Annotated in this window: 15 protein-coding genes; 4 read left to right on the forward strand and 11 right to left on the reverse strand. The window is 72.7% G+C overall.

The genetic code is table 11. The features are described 5' to 3' along the window. The first annotated feature begins 15 nt into the window (after window positions 1-15). A complete protein-coding gene (locus tag FXF51_RS51655; protein WP_187415032.1) occupies window positions 16-3,537 on the forward strand; it encodes a WD40 repeat domain-containing serine/threonine protein kinase in 3,522 nt (1,173 codons plus the stop codon). A 49-nt stretch (window positions 3,538-3,586) separates the two neighbouring features. Then, window positions 3,587-4,531, forward strand: coding sequence for an ABC transporter substrate-binding protein (locus FXF51_RS51660; protein WP_187415033.1), 945 nt, complete (start codon window positions 3,587-3,589; stop codon window positions 4,529-4,531). On the opposite strand, the gene FXF51_RS51665 is transcribed toward FXF51_RS51660, so the two are convergent. From FXF51_RS51665 to FXF51_RS51675, 3 genes are all read right to left on the reverse strand, one after another. Next, a complete protein-coding gene (locus FXF51_RS51665) occupies window positions 4,483-5,169 on the reverse strand; it encodes a hypothetical protein (protein ID WP_148442205.1) in 687 nt (228 codons plus the stop codon). The genes FXF51_RS51660 and FXF51_RS51665 overlap by 49 nt on opposite strands. An 83-nt stretch (window positions 5,170-5,252) precedes the next feature. Further along, entirely contained in the window at window positions 5,253-6,539 is a 1,287-nt protein-coding gene (locus FXF51_RS51670; RefSeq protein ID WP_148442224.1) for an SLC13 family permease, read from the reverse strand. A 178-nt stretch (window positions 6,540-6,717) separates the two neighbouring features. Continuing rightward, window positions 6,718-7,176: a CBS domain-containing protein gene (locus tag FXF51_RS51675; RefSeq protein ID WP_148442206.1), complete on the reverse strand. Its 459-nt coding sequence runs from the start codon at window positions 7,174-7,176 to the stop codon at window positions 6,718-6,720. Between the two features lie 165 nt (window positions 7,177-7,341). Here FXF51_RS51675 and FXF51_RS51680 point away from each other — a divergent pair, with 165 nt between their 5' ends. Together FXF51_RS51680 and FXF51_RS51685 are read left to right on the forward strand one after the other, a co-directional pair. After that, window positions 7,342-8,388, forward strand: coding sequence for a sensor histidine kinase (locus FXF51_RS51680; protein ID WP_148442207.1), 1,047 nt, complete (start codon window positions 7,342-7,344; stop codon window positions 8,386-8,388). Continuing rightward, complete coding sequence (locus FXF51_RS51685) at window positions 8,385-9,035, forward strand: response regulator (protein ID WP_148442208.1); 651 nt, start codon at window positions 8,385-8,387, stop codon at window positions 9,033-9,035. Before FXF51_RS51680 ends, FXF51_RS51685 begins: the two co-directional genes overlap by 4 nt. Here FXF51_RS51685 and nrfD read toward each other — a convergent pair whose 3' ends face one another. From nrfD to FXF51_RS51720, 8 genes are all read right to left on the reverse strand, one after another. Then, the gene (gene nrfD, locus FXF51_RS51690) at window positions 9,036-9,938 is read right to left on the reverse strand and encodes an NrfD/PsrC family molybdoenzyme membrane anchor subunit (RefSeq protein ID WP_148442209.1); all 903 of its coding nucleotides are present in this window, start codon (window positions 9,936-9,938) and stop codon (window positions 9,036-9,038) included. Then, a complete protein-coding gene (locus FXF51_RS51695; protein ID WP_148442210.1) occupies window positions 9,931-10,749 on the reverse strand; it encodes a 4Fe-4S dicluster domain-containing protein in 819 nt (272 codons plus the stop codon). Before FXF51_RS51695 ends, nrfD begins: the two co-directional genes overlap by 8 nt. Window position 10,750: 1 nt before the next feature. Beyond that, a complete protein-coding gene (gene fdhE / locus FXF51_RS51700) occupies window positions 10,751-11,515 on the reverse strand; it encodes a formate dehydrogenase accessory protein FdhE (protein WP_148442211.1) in 765 nt (254 codons plus the stop codon). Beyond that, complete coding sequence (fdnG, locus tag FXF51_RS51705) at window positions 11,515-13,938, reverse strand: formate dehydrogenase-N subunit alpha (protein WP_222871855.1); 2,424 nt, start codon at window positions 13,936-13,938, stop codon at window positions 11,515-11,517. The genes fdhE and fdnG overlap by 1 nt, the downstream gene beginning before the upstream one ends. A 12-nt stretch (window positions 13,939-13,950) precedes the next feature. After that, on the reverse strand, window positions 13,951-14,526 hold the full coding sequence (locus FXF51_RS62230; RefSeq protein WP_222871856.1) for a dehydrogenase: 576 nt from the start codon (window positions 14,524-14,526) through the stop codon (window positions 13,951-13,953). Between the two features lie 68 nt (window positions 14,527-14,594). Then, window positions 14,595-15,119 carry an LLM class flavin-dependent oxidoreductase gene (locus FXF51_RS51710; RefSeq protein WP_148442213.1) on the reverse strand — a complete coding sequence of 175 codons (525 nt, stop codon included), beginning with the start codon at window positions 15,117-15,119 and terminating at the stop codon, window positions 14,595-14,597. Further along, on the reverse strand, window positions 15,112-16,887 hold the full coding sequence (locus tag FXF51_RS51715; RefSeq protein WP_148442214.1) for a SelB C-terminal domain-containing protein: 1,776 nt from the start codon (window positions 16,885-16,887) through the stop codon (window positions 15,112-15,114). Before FXF51_RS51715 ends, FXF51_RS51710 begins: the two co-directional genes overlap by 8 nt. Next, on the reverse strand, window positions 16,878-17,668 hold a 791-nt coding region (locus FXF51_RS51720), incomplete at its 5' end, for an aminotransferase class V-fold PLP-dependent enzyme (protein WP_411268438.1). The genes FXF51_RS51715 and FXF51_RS51720, both read right to left, overlap by 10 nt.

Here is a 17,668-nt window from a genome sequence, read left to right on the forward strand (position 1 = left end):
ATCATCCAACCTGTCATGGGGAACGCGCTCATCGACGGGGATCCGCAGCGGCTCGGCGAATACTGGCTGGCCGGCCGCCTGGGGGCGGGCGGCCAGGGGGTCGTCTACGAAGGTTACGACCCTGACGGGACCCGGGTCGCGATCAAGGTGCTGAGCGGCGACCCCGTCAGGGATCCCGGGCTGCGCGACGGGATGGTGAAGGAGGCGGTCTCGGCGCAGCGGGTGGCCTCGTTCTGCACGGCCCGGGTGCTGGACGCGGACCTGGAGGGGCCGCGGCCGTACATCGTCAGCGAGTACGTCGAGGGCCGCAGCCTGCGCTCGGCCGGCCGCACCTTCGAGGGCGGCGAGCTGCACCGCCTGGCCACGGCGATCGCGACGGCGCTGACCGCCATCCACGACGCGGGCGTGGTGCACCGCGACCTCAAGCCCGACAACGTGCTGCTCGGCCCCGACGGCCCGCGCGTGATCGACTTCGGGATCGCCCGCACGCTGGAGATGTCCCTCACCTCGACGGGCCTGGTCAAGGGCACGCCCGGGTACATGGCGCCCGAGGTGTTCTCCGGCGAGCGGGCGGGGCCGGCCGCCGACGTGTTCGCGTGGGGCGCGGTCGTGTGGTTCGCCGCGACCGGGCGTGACCCGTTCACCGGGGAGTCGCTCGGCGCGGTCATGCACCGCGTGCTCTCCCACGACCCCGACCTGGACGTGCTGCCCGACTCGCTGCGCGAGCAGGTGCGGGCGGCGTTGTCGAAGGAGCCGGGGCAGCGGCCGTCGGCACGCGGGCTGCTGCTCAGCCTGGTCAGCGGCGGAAGCGGCGGTCTGAACGCGCCAAGCCTGCTCGGCGACGGCAGCGACGGCAACAGCGCGGGTGGCGGCAACGGCGCAGGTGACGGCAACGGCGCAGGTGACGGCAACGGCGCGGGCGGCGGCAACAGCGCGAGTGGCGGCGCCGGGAAGCTCGACACGCCGCGCCTGCTGGCCCTGGGCGCCGGCGACGGCCGCCGGGTCGGCACCCCCGCCGACGATCCCGCGCTCGGCGTGCTGGCCGAGGACGCCTACGCGCTGCTCGCGCCCGAGGACAAGGAGCTGGCGCCCGAGCTGTTCCTGCGCCTGATCACGGTGAGCGACGAGGGCGAGCTGGCGCTGCGCCGCCCGCGCAGGTCCGAGCTGCCGGACGGGGTGGAGCGGGTGGTGGCCGCGTTCCCGTACCTCGTCTCCGGCACCGACCCCGTACGGCTGCTGCGCCCGGCCCTGCCGCTGGCGTGGCCGCGGCTGCGCGCCTGGATCGAGGCCGACAGGGACGGGCTGGCCGTGCACCGCCGCATCAGCGCGGCGGTCGGCCGCTGGCAGGAGCACGGCCGCAGGGACGGCGACCTGTTCTCGGGCAGCACCCTGGACGACGCGCTGAGCTGGGCCGCGGCCGGGCGCAGGCACATCACGCTCACCCCGGCGGAGCGGGACTTCCTCGCGGCGGGCGCCGCGCTCACCCGGCGCCGTTCCCGCCGTACCCGGCTGGCCGCGGTGGGGCTGGCCGTGCTGCTGGTGCTCGCGCTGGCGGCGGGCGGGCTGGCCGTGTGGCAGAGCCGGACGCTGGCGGAGCAGGGCGCCAAGCTGGCGCAGCAGCGCGACGCCGCCGAGTCGGCCCGGCTGGCCGCCGCCGCCGACGCGGTACGCGGCCAGGATCCGGTGCTCGGCATGCTGCTCAGCGCAGAGGCCGGCCGTCTGTCAGCCACCGACGAGGCCAGGTCCAGCCTGCTCGCCTCGGCCGCCGACCCCGCCACGGCGGCCTTCCGCGACCCGGACACCGGCCCCGACGTGGTCCGCGCGCTCACCTCCGACGGCCGCTCGCTGGTCAGTGTCAGCCCGGACGAGGTCAAGGTGTGGGACGTGGCGACCGGCGAGCGGACCGGCGGCTTCACCGGGCTGCCCGGCCGGCGGGTGCGCCAGGTGGCGGTCAGCGCGGACGGCCGGCTGCTGGCCATCGCCGACGTCGAGGGCGTCGGGGTCTGGGAACCGGCGACGGGACGGGCCGTGGGCAAGCGGCTGAGCGCCCCCGACGAGATCGAGCTGTCCGTGCTGTTCAGCGGCGGACGGCTGGTGGTGTCGATCGGGCAGGCCAAGTACGTCTACGACTGGCTCACCGGGAAGTCGATCCCGCTGCCCACGATGGAGCAGGTGGCCGTGCATCCGGGCGGCGGCTACGCCGTGGCCGGGCGCGGGCTGTGGATGCTGCCGTCGGGCAAGGCGGGCTCCGGCTACCCCGACGTGTGCGCGCACTGCCACAGCGTGCCCGTCTTCAGCCCCGACGGCCGGACCCTGGCCATCAGCCAGGACTCCGGCCTGATCCTGTACGACACCCGCACGCGTGAGGAACTGCGCACGATCGACGGCTGGCAGCCGGGCGCGCTGCCGGTCTTCAGCCAGGACGGCAAGCTGCTCGCGGGCATCGGCACGACGGTCACCGTCTGGCGGCTGGACGCCGACGAGCCGCTGCTGCTCAAGCGCGAGCCGCAGGACCCGGCGAGCGCGGGGGCGTTCGGCCCCACCGGCCTGCGTTACCTGAGCGACGACACGGTCGTCACGCTGAAGCCGAACCCGCGCGCCGCCGACGAGCTGGACTCGGTGCGGCTCAGCGCCGACGGCCGCGTCCTGGCCACCCACGCGCTCGGCTCCGACAGCGTCACGCTGAACGGCGAGGGCCGCCCGGCCGGCGCGTTCGACGACTACGACAGCGAGCTGACCATGAGCGGCGACGGCCGGCTCCTGGCGATCAGGCGCGGCGAGGGCGTCGCCGTGCGTGACTCGGCGACCTGGCGTGAGCTGGCCGGCCTCACCCCCGGCTTCGCCGACCTCTGGGAGACGAACGCCGCCCTGCCCACGCCGAGGGGCCTGTGGACGGCCGGCGAGAAGGCGTTCACGCTGTGGGCGCTGCCGGGCGGGGGGCGGCTCAAGCAGGTGCCCAGGCCGCGGCTGCTCGGCTGGGCCGCCGGAGCGGACGGGCGGCTGGTCGGGCTGAACGCCGACCAGTCGCGCGTGGTGGACCTGGAGAGCGGCAAGCCGGTCGGGGCGCGGCTGACACTGCCGGCGCAGTCCGACGAGGTCTGGTTCAGTGCCGACCTGAAGCTGGTCGCGGTGAACTTCGCCGGCAGGGTGGGCGTCTGGGACGTCGCCACGGGGGCGCAGTCCGGCGGCTGGCTGCGGATCGGCGGCGCGGCGTGGGACGCGGCGTTCTCCGCCGACGGCCGGCTGCTCGCGATCGCCGCCCAGGACGAGACGCTCACCCTGTGGGACGTGCGGCAGGGGCGGCGGATCGGGCCCGAGGTGGTGCTCTCGGAGGCGGCCCGCTCGGTGGCCTTCGCCGCCGGCTCGGGCGAGCTGGTCGCCATCGGCCGCGACGGCCGGCTGACCAGGCTGCCCACGGGCGTCGCGCGGCTGGCCGAGGCGGCGTGCGCGCGGGCGGGCCGCGCCCTCACGCAGGCGGAGTGGCGCCGCTACCTGCCCGACCGGCCCTTCGAGCGGAGCTGCCCTTCCGATGGCTGATCTTCATCGGGTACGCTCCCGAGCCGATCCCCGTGAGGAGCGACCCCGGATGAACTTAGCGATCCGTTCGACCGCCGCCGCGGTTCTGACCCTGGTGACCACCGCCTGTACCGCCGCGCAGCCCCCGGCGAAGCCGGAGCTGAGCACGATCAAGGTGGGCGTCATGCCCACGGCCGACGCCGCGCCGCTGTTCGTCGCCATCGGCAAGGGCTACTTCGAGCAGGAGGGCCTGGAGGTGCAGCCGGTGGTCGGCACCGGCGCCGGCGCCCTGATCCCGCAGATGGAGGCGGGGATGGTGGATCTGGCGCAGACCGACTACGTGACCACCATCCTGGCCGGCGACCACGGCAAGCAGGTCAAGGTCATCGCCGAGACGGCGCAAGCCGGCCCGGCCAGCTACGCCCTCGTCGTCGCGAAGGACTCGAAGATCGAATCCCTCGCGGATCTCAAGGGCGAGAAGGTCGGGGTCAACAACCTCAACAGCGCCGCCACGCTCAGCGTCACCGCCATGCTGGAGGACGCCGGGATGGACGCCGAGGACGTCAAGTTCGTCGAGAGGCCGTTCCCCGAGATGGCGGACACGATCGCCGCCGGGAAGCTGGACGCCGCGTGGCTGGCCGAGCCGTACCTGTCCAGCAGCGCGGCGCGGGGCTTGGTGCGCGCGGTTCCCGACGTCGCGCCTGGCCGCTTCACCGACCTGCCGACCAGTGGCTGGATGGCGACGGACGAGTGGCGGTCGAACCACCCGGCGACGCTGGCCGCCTTCCGTCGCGGGCTCGCCAAGGGCCTGCGCGCCGCCGCCGACCGCAAGGAGGTGGAGGCGGTGCTGCCGAAGTACACGAAGATCGACGCGGAGTCGGCCCGCGACGTGTCGCTGGGCGCCTTCCCCACCGTGCTGGACCCGCAGCGGCTGCAGCGGGTGGCCGATCTGATGAAGCGGCACGGCTACCTCAGGGGCTCCGTGGACGTCCGCGAGCTGATCGCCGCGCCCTGAGCCCGCGTGCCGGTGGCAAGCGTGGTCGCGGCAGGGCCGTCCGGCCTGCCGCGGCCCAGCAGCAGCAGGCCGAGCCAGATCAGCGCCATGCCCAGGGCGACCAGCGCCGAGCTCCTGCCCTCCGCGAACGTGGCCACCGCCAGCAGCACCACCCCGCCGGCGGTTACGGCGGCGCTGACGGGCGTGACCCGGCGCAGCAGGGCCAGGATGACCGCCTGCGCGAGGAGCGCGGCGTAGAAGAGCTGCGCCCCGGGGCCGTACACGACCTGCTCGACCCCGGGATAGCCCTTGACCGTGTCCAGCAGGCCGCGCATGGCCGCGCCGTCCGGCGCGGCGAACCCGGTGTAGAGGTCGATGGCGAGCTGGACGAGGTTGGCCGCCACGCCGAACAGCGCCAGGCCCGTCACCGCCTCCACGGCCACCCGCCGCCCGCCCGTCACCGGCCCTGCCATGCGGCGCATGGCCAGCAGCATCACGCCGGACATCACGAAACCGGCCAGCCAGACCACGTGCGCCGCCGTCCACCACGGCCCCGGTTCGAGGCCGCCCTGAACAGGGCGCATGAGGAACCAGCCGGCCAGCAGGGCGGCCGGGCCGGCGGTGAAGGAGAGCTGGGCCAGACGGTTCGCGGGGTTCATAGCATCCACGATGCCCGCCGGCGCCTGCCCGGTTCATCGGTGATCGTCCCTGATTTCCCCCTGGCCCCGCATCAGGGACGAACTCAGGTGAAGTACCGCATCCAGACGTACAGCCAGGCCAGCACCGTGCTCAGCGCGGTGACGACGATCCCGTACCTGGTGAACTGCCAGAAGCTGATCTTGTGTCCGTTGCGCGCGGCGATGCCGAGGGCCACCACGTTGGCGCTGGCGGCGACCGCGGTGCCGTTGCCGCCGAAGTCGGCGCCCAGGGCGAAGGCCCACCACAGCGCCTGCCCGGTCTGCGGGTCGGGGGCCGCGGCGACCACGCCCTCGACGATGGGGGCGGTCGTGGCGACGTACGGGATGTTGTCGAAGAAGGCGCCCAGCACGCCGGAGCCGAACAGCAGCGCCGTCGCGGCCATGAAGTAGTCGTTGCCGAGCGTGTCCAGCGCCCAGGTGCCGATCGCGGCGATCACGCCGGTGTGCACCAGGCCCGCGACCATGACGAACAGCCCCATGAAGAACACCAGCGTGGGCCACTCGACCTCGCTCAGCACCTCGGAGACGTTCGCGCGCGAGACCAGCAGCATCACGCCCGCGCCCACCAGCGCCACGATCGACGGCTCGACGTGCACCACCGCGTGCAGCCCGAACCCGGCCACGACCGCGGCCAGCACCACCAGGCAGCGGGCGAGCAGCCGTGGGTCGGTGATCGCCCGCCGCTCCTGCAGCGCCATGACCTCGGCCACGCGCTCGGCGTTGTACTGGAACGAGCCGGCGAACAGCCACCGCGACGCCAGCACGAACACGGCGAAGATGACCACCACGATCGGCGCCATGTGCATGAGGAAGTCGTTGAAGGTCAGGCCGGCGCGGCTGCCGATGATGATGTTGGGCGGGTCGCCGATGAGGGTGGCCGCGCCGCCGATGTTCGAGGCGAGGACCTCGGCGATCAGGTACGGCTGCGCGGCGATCCGCAGCCGGTTGCACACCACGATCGTGACGGGCGCGACCAGCATGATCGTGGTGACGTTGTCGAGGAACGGCGAGGCGATGGCGGTGATGGCCATCAGCATCACCATCAGCCGGTACGGCCGGCCTCTGGACTTCTTGGCGGCCCAGATGGCGAGGTAGTCGAAGACGCCCGTCTGCTTGATCACCCCAACGATGATCATCATGCCGAGCAGCAGGAAGATGACGTTCCAGTCGATGCCCTCGTGCTCGGAGAAGAACACCCCGGCGCCGGGGATCAGGCCGAGCACGGCCATCAGCCCGGCGGCGATCAGCACCACCTTGACCTTGTCGGCCTTCTCCGTGGCGATGAAGAAGAAGGCCACCAGGAAGATCGCCAGTGCGGCGAAGGCGCTCATCCCGGCTGCCCCGGCGGTCCGGACCGGCCTGCCGAGCCGGATGAGTGCGGGGCGGGACAACAGCGGATCATGGTGACCTCCGTGGGGTGGGCATGCTTCGGCCCGGGCGGGCCTCGGGGGCCCGCCCGGTGCGGGTGTCAGATGTCAGTCGTCCCGGCCTTCGCGGCCGGGACGTGGGTCAGTCGTTCTGGCCGGAGAGCGCGAGGCAGGTCAGCAGCCGCTCCAGGGTGATCGCCCCGGTGAGCACGCCGTCGCGGCCGACGACCGCGACGATCGGGCTGCGCAGCCTGGCCATGAGGGCGGCCACTTCGAGCAGCGTCGCGTCGGGCGGCACGGTCGCCGGGGTGGCGGGCTGCCGTGGCAGGCAGTCGCCCACCGTCAGATCGCCCAGCTCACCCCAGAACAGGTCGGCGTGCGCCTCGTCGATCGTCCGGCAGAGCGCCGGATCCTCCTGGTACGCCCCCGGCACCGCCAGCCGCAGCACCTGCGTCCCTGGCAGCACGGTCGAGGGCCGTCCCCTGCCGTCCACGACGATCAGGCCGGGCATCCGGCCCAGCGCCATGATCCGCACGGCCTTGGTGACGGGGTCGTGCGTGGTCACGGTCGGCAGGTTCACGGCGATGTCACTGGCTTCCACGTCGCTGTCTCCCCTCCGGCTCCGTTCCATCCTCCGGGTGGGGCGGCCCGGTGACCATTGGGTCGAACACCCATCTGGGCGGGGATAGAACATGTAGCGACGTACTTCTCAATGGGGGTCAAACCGCATGGACAATCGCACCACCGGGCCACGAGGCTAGAGGCGATGGACGATCCTGCGAAAGGCGGCACCAGGGGTGCGCCGCCGGCCGGGACGCGTCGCGCGGGCGCGCCGCGCGGCGCGTCCCGGCCGGCGGCTCAAGGCCTGTTCCGGCGGCTGGTCGCGATCAACGGGCTGGTGTTCGCGGCCGGCACGCTGGTGCTCGCGATCTCCCCCGCCACCGTCTCCGCCCCCGTCGTGTGGGCCGAGGTACCGGTGCTGGTGATCGGGCTGGCCGTGATGCTGGCCGCCAACGCGCTGCTGCTGCGCCGCAGCCTGGCCCCGCTGGACGCGCTGACCACCCTGATGCAGCGGGTGGACCTGCTGCGCACCGGCGACCGCCTGTCCGACAGCGGCAACAGCGACCTCACCCACCTGATCGCCACGTTCAACGCCATGCTGGACCGGCTGGAGGCCGAGCGCAGCGCCAGCAGCGCCCACGCGCTGGCCGCGCAGGAGGGCGAGCGGCAGCGCATCGCCCGCGAGCTGCACGACGAGATCGGCCAGAGCCTCACCGTGGTGCTGCTCGGACTCAAGCGAGTGGTGGACCGCGCCCCCGCCGACCTCCAGGACGACCTGCACGGCGTGCAGGAGACCGTACGGGCCAGCCTCGACGAGGTACGCCAGGTCGCCCGCCGCCTGCGCCCCGGCGTGCTGGAGGACCTCGGGCTGCACGCCGCGCTCAGCGCCCTGGCCACGGACGTCTCCCGGATGAGCGGCGTCAAGGTGACCCGCTCGATCCGGCACGACCTGCCCGGCCTCGGCTCGGACGTCGAGCTCGTCCTGTACCGGATCGCGCAGGAGAGCCTGACCAACATCGCCAGGCACGCCCGCGCCACCCGCGCCGAACTGTCGCTCACGGGCGAGGACGGCCACCTGGTGCTGCGCGTCACCGACGACGGCCGGGGCGGCGCCGTCCAGGACGGCGCGGGGATCCGCGGCATGCGCGAGCGCGCCCTGCTCATCGGCGCCCGCCTGAGCGTCGACTCCCCGCCAGGCCAGGGCACCCGCGTCAGTCTCGTCATTCCCTGTGATCGGAGCACGACCACGTGAACAAGACCCGCATCCTGCTGGCCGACGACCACGCGCTGGTCCGCCGCGGCCTGCGGCTGATCCTGGACGCCGAGCCCGACCTGGAGGTCGTCGCCGAGGCCGCCGACGGCGCGCAGGCCGTCGCGGCCGCCTCGGAACAGGACGTGGACCTGGCCATCCTCGACATCGCGATGCCCCGCATGACCGGCCTCCAGGCGGCCAGGGAGATCTCCCGGCGGGCGCCCGGCATCCGCATCCTGATCCTGTCGATGTACGACAACGAGCAGTACTTCTTCGAGTCGCTCAAGGTCGGCGCGTCAGGCTACGTGCTCAAGTCCGTCGCCGACCAGGACCTGCTGGAGGCGTGCCGGGCCACGATGCGCGGCGAGCCGTTCCTCTACCCGGGCGCGGTCACCGCGCTCATCCGCGACTACCTGCAGCGGGACCGCGAGGGCGAGCGCATGCCCGAGAGCATCCTGACGCCGCGCGAGGAGGAGATCGTCAAGCTGATCGCGGAGGGCAACTCGGCCAAGGAGATCGCCGAGACGCTGGTCATCAGCGTCAAGACCGTCGATCGGCACCGGGCCAACATCCTGCAGAAGCTCGGCATGCGCGACCGCCTCGACCTGACCCGGTACGCCATCCGCGCCGGCCTCGTCGAGCCCTGATCAGACCTGCACGCTGAAGATGATCGCCGCCCTGAGCGCGAGGATCCCGGCCAGCACCAGCAGCGGCAGCACCACCGAGTACCGCATCGCCACCGCCGTGCCGGCCGACAGGCGTTCGGTGACCAGCCCGTACAGGCCGGGCACCAGCCCGGCGAGCACCACCACCCACAGCAGCAGCCACGGCAGCCCGAAGACGATCTCCTGGGTGCCCGCGACGACCAGCGTCACCGCGAACACCACGATCAGCGCCAGCTCCAGCAGCGAGTACAGCCGCTCCGAGACCGACAACATGGGCGTGCTCGGCCGCGCCTCCGGCCGGTAACGGGCCAGGAGCAGCATCAACGCCGCCGCCCCCGCCAGCCCGGAGGCCAGGAAGAGCCCGCCCAGCGCGAACGTGTCGCTCCACACCGGCTGGTTCGACACCGACAGCAGCACGCCCGTGTACCCGGCGATGAACAGCCCGAACAGCGAGCCGATCACGTTGAACACCCGGCCGTCCAGCCGCGCCACGAGCGGCAGCCTGACCTTGCCGTCCCGCACGAGCGCCGCCGCGAACGACACCGTGGTGATCGCCCCGAACACGACCAGCGCCCACGACCCGATCGACATCGGCGACCAGTACTTGAAGTTCAGCCCCAGGTGGCCGGGCGTGGTGTTGACCAGCATGTGCCAGAACCGCAGCGGCTGCCCCAGGTCCAGCGCCAGCAGCAGCGGCGAGAGGAGCATCGGCGGGAACGCGACGTAGTAGCCGATCCTGGCCATCGGCTCGTCGCCGGGCGCGCCGCGCAGCCTGAGCAGGGTGGCCAGCACGTACGAGCCGCCCGACAGGCCCGCGAGGAAGAAGTAGAACAGGATGTACCACAGCCAGTCCGGCGGGCCGGCGAAATGCTGCACGTCACCCATCGGCCGGCTCCTCCACCTTCTCCTTGCGGCGGCGCAACGCGATCAGGCCGCCGAGCACGCCCAGCACCGCCGTGACCGCGGCCGTCAGGTAGCCGCCCGCGTTGTTGCGGCTGGGCAGCACGGCGTTGCGCTCGTCCGGCAGGCCGTACCGCTCCGGCTCGTCCATCAGCAGGAAGAACGCGTTCAGCCCGCCGTACACCTGCTCGTCGTGCCCGTACAGCCGGGCCTGCGTGACGCCCTGCCCGCGCAGGATGTCCAGCCGCTTGGCCGCCGTCCGCCGCAGCTCGGAGACCGGGCCGAACTTGATCGACTCGGTGGGGCAGGCCTTCGCGCAGGCCGGGGTCATGTCGTTCTGGAGGCGGTCGTAGCAGAGGGTGCACTTCTGCGCGATGCCCGTCGTGTCGGTGACGCCGATCACGTCGTACGGGCAGGCCGCGATGCAGTTGCGGCAGCCGTTGCAGACGTCCGGCTGGATGAAGACGCTGTCGAACTCGGTCCTGATGATCGCGTTCGTCGGGCAGACCTCCATGCAGCTCGCCTGCCTGCAGTGCTTGCAGACGTCCGACATCATCAGCCAGGCCGTGCCGTTGCCGGGCGTGACGGCCTCGTCGGGCACGTTGTCGTGGAACTGCACGTGCCGCCAGGTCTCGGCGTCCAGCCTGCCCGTGTTGTCGAAGCCGTCCAGGAACGACGGCGCGTTGCCCTCCAGCTGGTTCCACTGCTTGCAGGCCACCTCGCAGGCCTTGCAGCCGATGCACACGCTGGTGTCGGTGAAGAAGCCGTACGCCTGGCCCGGTGTGATGTGCGGCATCTCAGAACCCCATCAGGTTGGGCGTGATCTTGGTGTAGCCCTGTTCGGCCATGTGCAGGTCGATGGGGACGGCGGCCAGCTCGTCCACCCGCGGGACGGCTCTCGGGTCGCGGGCCAGGTCGACGTCTATGAGGTAGCGGTGGCAGGTCTCGCAGGATTCGGCGCGCAACTGCGGGAACAGCGCCTCCGGGGTTGCCTTGTGGCGCCCTATGGCCGGCGCCTCGTGGTGACCGGCCTCGGCGTGGACGGTGCGCTTGCCGGTCTCGCCGCAGTTCGGGCAGGTGGTGGCGGAGAAGTTCCACTCGTGCGGGCAACTGGCGCAGGCCAGCGCGCGGCGTCCGCTGACGAGCGGGTCGTCGCTCGCGGCCCGGTAGCTGACCTGCGGCGGCCCGCCACACGCGGGACAGCGCCCGGCCGCCTGCCCCGAGCCCTCGCGCTCTCCCAGGGGGACCACGCGCATGGTGGCGCGGGCCAGGAAACGCTCGACGGGCGTGAGCTCCTCGCCCGCCACCCAGGCGGCGAGCAACGCCACACCGCCGGCGCGACGGCCGTTCGCGGCGATCGCCTCGGCGAGCGGGCGGGGCCCGGAGGCCGCCGTGGCCGCCATCACCCGCGGCAACACCTCCGCCGCGGCCCACGTCAGCGACGCCTCACCGCGGGGATCGGCCGACTCCCAGACCTCCACCAGCGCCAGGTAGAGCCCCAGCACCTCGCGCGCGTGCGGATACCTCTCCCGCAACTGCGACGCCCGCTCCCGCCCGTACATCAGATCTTCTCGATGTCGACCAGGAACGCCTTGTACTCAGGCGTCCGCGCGCTCGCGTCGCCCACGAACGGCGTCAGCGCGTTGGCCAGCCAGTGCTGCCCGGTGTTGATCCCGACGAACCCCCAGTGGATGGGAATCCCGATCTGGTACACCTGCCGCCCGTCCACCTGCAACGCCCCGAGCCGCTTGGTCACCACGGCCCGCACCTCCAACCGGCCGCGCCGGGACGAGACCCGCACCAGGTCTCCCGTCTCGATGCCCTTCTCCCTGGCCAGCCCCTCCGGCACCTCGACGAACGCCTCCGGCTGGAGCTGCACCAGGTGCTCGACGTTCTGGGTGACGTAGTGCTCGTGCTCCGTCAGCCGGTAGGAGGTGGCCACGTACGGGTAGTCGGCGGCGGTGCCGAAGCGGGACGGCCGGCCCGCCCGCTCGTCGTACAGGTAGGCCACCGGCGTGGCCGACTGCTGCGGATGCAGCGGGTTGGCGATCGGCGACTCGATCGGCTCGTAGTGCTCGGGGAACGGCCCGTCCGCGACCGCGTTGCTGAACAGGCGGGCCACGCCCTCCCCCGTCATGATGAACGGCAGCGGCGCGTCCGGCCCTGGCCCGGTGGTCGGCGGGTAGTCGGGCACGTCGCCCACCCATTTCCCGCCCACCCAGGCGATGCCGGGGCGTTCGGGGTCCCAGGGGCGGCCGTTCTCGTCGGCGGAGGCGCGGTTGTAGAGGATGCGGCGGTTCGCGGGCCAGCTCCACGCCCAGCCGGGGTAGAGGCCCATCCCGCTGGGGTCGTTCTTCCCGGGGTCCTGGACGCCGTCGCGCCGCTTGGTCAGGTTCCCCTCCTCGGGGTAGTGGCCGGTGTAGATCCAGTCGCCCGCGGTGGTGGTGCCGTCGTCGTTGAGGTCCACGAACGTGGACAGCCGTTTGCCGGTCCGCAGGTCGCGACCGTTGATCTCCTGCGCGATCTCGTCCAGCTCGGGCTTCCTGGGGTTGCGGTACTGCATCGTCAGCTTCAGCACCGGGTCGGGGAACCTGCCGCCCTGCGTCTGGTACAGCTCCCGCACGCGCAGGAACAGCTCGGCGAGTATCCAGTGGTCGTGCCTGGCATCGCCCTCCGGCGGCAGCACCTGCTCCTTCCACTGCGCCCACCGGCCGCTGTTGGTGAACGAGCCGTCCTTCTCGATCCAGTGGGTGGCCGGGAGCATGAAAACCTCGGTCTGCACCCTCGCCGGGTCGGTGCCGGGCGCCCGCCAGAACTCGGAGCTGGTGGTGTTGAACGGGTCCATGACGCACAGCCACTTGAGGTTCGACAGGGCCTGCAGGACCTGGTTCGAGTCGGGGCCGATGCTGGTGGCGGTCATCCCGGACAGCATCACGCCCTGCATCTTGCCGCGCAGCGCCTGGTCGAAGATGGAGATCCAGGACGCGTTGGCGGCCGGTTTGGGCAGATAGTCGAATGCGAACTCGTTGTCCTTCGTGGCGGCGTCGCCATACCAGGCCTTCAGCAGGCTGACCAGGTAGCGGCGGTAGTTCTCGCCGAAGAAGTTCACCGCGCGCGGGTGCTGCTTGACGCTGGCGCTCTCGCCCAGGTACGCGGCGATGCCCTTCTGGCCGGGGGCGGGGATGCGCAGGTAGCCGGGCAGGATGTCCCAGGAGATGGCGTGGTCGGTGTTGCCCTGGATGTTGGCGTGGCCGCGCTCGGCGTTCATGCCGCCGCCGGGGCGGCCCATGTTGCCGAGCAGCAGTTGCAGGATGGCGCCCGAGCGGATGAGCTGCACGCCGGTGGTGTGGTGGGTCAGGCCCACGGCGTACACGATGGTCATGACCTTGTCCGGCCGGCCCATCTCGCCGACCAGCTTGGCCACCTGCGAGAACTGCTCGCGCGGGATGCCGGTGATCCGCGACACCGTGTCGGGGTCGTAGCGGCGGTAGTGGGCGGCCAGCAGGTTGAGCACCGACCGCGGGTGGTTCAGGTCGATCTTGGCGTGGCCGTCCTCATCCGTCTCGTACGCCCACAACTTCGTGTTGTAGACGCCCTGCTCCTGGTCGAAGCCGTTGAACATGCCGTCCTCGAAGGCGTACCCCTCCTTGACCACGAAACCGGCGTTGGTGGCCCAGCGCACGTAGTCGTCGTGGTAGAGCCGGTTGCTCAGCACGTAGTTGATGAGACCGCCGAAGTACGCGACGTCCGTCCCGGTACGGATCCGCACGTACGCGTCGGCCACCGCCGACGTCCTCGTGAACCGCGGATCCGCATGGATGATCTTCGCGCCCCTGTCGAGCTTGGCGCGCATCAGCCATCTGAAGCCCACCGGATGGGCCTCGGCCGGGTTGGCCCCGTTGACCAGGATGAGGTCGGCGTGCCTGATGTCACGCCAATGGTTGGTCATGGCCCCTCGGCCGAACGTGGCAGCCAAACTGACCACCGTGGGACCGTGTCAAACACGGGCCTGTTGTTCGAGGTGAACCAGGCCCAGCCCCCTCATCAGCTTCGTCGCCAGATATCCCTCTTCGGAGCTGAACGCCGCCCCGCCGGCGAAGGCGATGCCCTCGCAGCGGTTGACGACGTTCCCCTCGGCGTCCTGCGTGACGAACGTGGCGTCACGCGAGGCCTTGATGTTCCTGGCCAGGCGGTCGAGCGTGAACTCCCAGGAGACCTTCGTCCACTCGGCCGCGCCCGGCGCCCGGTACAGCGGCTGCGCCACCCGCCTGCCCGAGACGGCCAGTTGCAGCGACGTCGCACCCTTGGGACACAGCGTGCCCTCGTTGACCGGGCTGTCGGGGTCGCCCTCGATCTGCAGCAGCTCCGTCCGGCCGTTCGCGGCCTTCCTGGTGTACGCGATGAGCGAGCAGCCGACCGCGCAGTACGGGCAGAGCGAGTGGGACAGCGTGGCCCCCTCGATGCGCAGGCGCTGCTTCACCTTGATCGACTCGGTCAGGTCGAACCCCAGGGCGGAGCCACCGAGCACGCCCGCCGGGCCGATGCTCAGGAAGCGCCGTCGGCTGACCTCCATGTCGGCCTCCCCTCGACTCCAGCCGCTGGGCACCGTTTTCTCACCGTATGATCCGGGGGCTGGATCGTCTAGCCCTGGGCGAGCTGGAGGTCGTGCCGGCCGCCCGGATCTTCCGGGTTGCGGAGCAGGTCCAGGAGTCTGGGGTCGGCGGGGACCAGCACGCCGTGGTCGCCGCGCTCCTCCGCCTCCCGCAGCGCCTCCCGCCACGCGGCCCTGCCGACCGGCACGCCGACCGACGCCCACCGCCCCTCCCCCTCGCCATAGCCGCCGTCCTCCAGGCGCACGACGGTCCGCATCCCACTCACCTCTCCGATGAGGGCGAGCCGACCGCGACTCAGCCGCTCCACCGTCGCGAGCGCATGCGACCTTCCATCGTCCGGCGCAACGGCCACCACCAGCAGCGCCCGATACGTCACCGCGGCCAGAGCGGCGGTCAGCGTGAGCGGGTCGAGCTCAGGCGCGGCCCCATGCTCGACCCACAACGCATCGGCCCCCGCCGCCTCGAACGCCACCGCCTCGGTCAGCCACTCCCCGGGGTCACCCGCCGGCCTGGGCAGCACGATCCCCACCCTGACCCGCCTTGCCTCACTCATCACCGCGTTCCTCCTCCCCACCCGGCTCCGCGACCACCCGCAGCCGATCGTCCAGCCGCCGGGTGAGGCGAAGCCGGTCGAGGTGCTCCAGCAGCGGGATCACCACGCGCCGGTTGGTGCCGAGGGCCACCCGCGCGTCCCCCGCCGTGAACGGCTGCGGCAACCCGGCCAGGATCCGCACCGCCGCGACATCCGCCCCGGGCATCAGCACCACCCCCTCGGCCAGCCGCAGCACCAGCCCCGCCCGCGCGGCCCGCGCCACCGCCTGCCGGGTGAGGCCCAGCGCCGGTAGCCGCGCCGCCTCCAGCGCCAGGTACGGCGTCCCCGCCAGCTCGTCCCGCAGCCGCCCGACCGCCTCCACGACCGCTTCCGGCACCCCTTCACCGTCGATCCGCCCGTCGGAGACCCGCAACGGCGGATGCGCCTTGACCAGCGCCTCGACCAGTTCGCGGGCGGGCAGCCCGAGCGCGGTGCGTGCGGCGTCCACGGGGATGCCGGGCTGCCCGGCCACGATCGCCCCGAGCCGGTCGCCCAGTTCCTTCCAGCGTCCGGCGTCCACCAGCCACTCCCCCGCGCCGGGCACGTCCAGCGGGCGCGGATCCAGCCCCATCGCGACCAGGTCGGCCCGCCGCACCACCCCTCGCCACCCCAGCACGGTCGCCGCGTCCGGCGCCCTCGCCCCCGCGATGGCGAACGGTGCCAGCTCCGCGGCCCGCCTGCTCCCCGCACCTCGACGCCGCAGCGACGGCGGCAGCACGTCGAGCGCCACCACCCCCGCGATGGGCCGTCCCGAACATCGCAGCAACGCCCGGTCACCCACCCGCAACGGCAACGCCCGAGCCAGCACCAGCCGAACCGCACCCGTTCCGCCGAAGGGACGCACGCGCACCGGCACCGAAACCGACCCGACGTGCAACACCGCCTCCCGCGGCGGATCCCCCACCCCCCTGTCTCGCGGCGGATCCCCCACCCCCATCTCCACCCGCGCATCCACCACAGCCGTCTCCACCCAGTCCCCCGCTGAGAGCAGCGCCTTCCCCCGCGCCACCCGCTCCAGCTCCACCCCCCGCAGATTGACCGCCACCCGGGCCGCCCCCCGCACCGACTCCGCCCCCTCCCCCGCCACCTGCAGCCCCTTCACCCGCACCCGCTCCCCGTCCAGCACGAGCACGTCCCCCACCCGCAGCCGCCCCGCCGCCAGCGTCCCGGTGACCACGGTCCCGGCGCCCCTGATGGTGAAGGCCCGGTCGATCCACAACCGCACCGGCGCCCGCACGTCCGGCACGGGCAGCCCCGCCACCATCCGGTCGAGCGCCGCCCGCAGCTCGTCGAGCCCCTCCCCGGTGCTCCCGCTGACCGTCACCACCGGCCACGGCACCCGCGACCTGGCCTCCTCCACGGCCAGCGCCGGATCCATCAGGTCGCACCGCGTCACCACCAGCAGCCCCCGCTCCACCCCGAGCGCCCGGATCGCCTCCCAGTGCTCCTGCGACTGCGCCTGCCACCCCTGGTCCGCCGCCACCACGAACATCACCGCCGGCACCGGCCCGAGCCCCGCCAGCATGTTGGTGACGAACCGCTCGTGCCCCGGCACGTCCACGAACGCCAGCCGCCGCCCCGAGGGCAGCCTGGTCCAGGCGAAGCCGAGGTCGATGGTCATGCCGCGGCGGCGCTCCTCGGCCCAGCGGTCGGGCTCGATCCCGGTCAGGGCGCGTACCAGCGTGGACTTGCCGTGGTCCACGTGCCCGGCGGTCGCGATCACGTACATGCGAGCACCGCCTCCACCAGCTCCTCGTCCTGCGCGGGCGGCACGGAGCGCAGGTCGAGCAGGAGCAGCCCGCCCGCCACGCGCCCGACGACGGCGGGGTCACCGAGCCGCAGGGGGACGGCGAACCGCTCGGGCAGCGCGAGCGCCACGCTGGGCAGCTCCACCCCGGGCGCCCCGCCCCCGCCCACCACGCTGACACTGCGCACCACCTCGGCCAGCGGCCTCTTACCGCCCACACCGCCGCCCGCCAGGGTGCCACGCACCATCCCCGCCTGCAGCCGGGCGGCGAGGTCGTGGGCGCGGCGTTCCAGCGTCCCCGCTTCCGCCCTCAACGCGGCCCGCACCGGCGGCTCACCCCGCAAGGTGGCCTCCAGCGCGGCCAGCGTGAGCTTGTCCACCCGCAACGCGCGCGCCAGCGGATGCCGCCGCAGCCGCCGCACCACCTCGGCCCGCCCGAGCAGCAACCCCGCCTGCGGCCCCCCGAGCAGCTTGTCGCCGCTGGCCGTAACAAGCGCGGCCCCGTCGCGGAGCGTGGTGCGGGCGTCGGGTTCGTCCGGCAGCAGCGGCAGGGGGCCGAGGAGCCCGGAGCCGATGTCGACCACGACGGGCACCGGCAGGGCGCTCAGCTCGGCGACGGGCGCGGAGGCGGTGAAGCCTTGGAGCCGGAAGTTCGACGGGTGCACCTTCAGCACGAACCCGGTGGAATCCCCCACGCCGTCGGCATAGTCCCGGGTGGTGGTGCGGTTGGTGGTGCCGACCTCGCGCAGCCGCGCCCCGGTGG

This window comes from Nonomuraea sp. PA05, assembly GCF_008086045.1.
In the GTDB taxonomy this organism is placed as follows: Bacteria; Actinomycetota; Actinomycetes; order Streptosporangiales; family Streptosporangiaceae; genus Nonomuraea; species Nonomuraea monospora.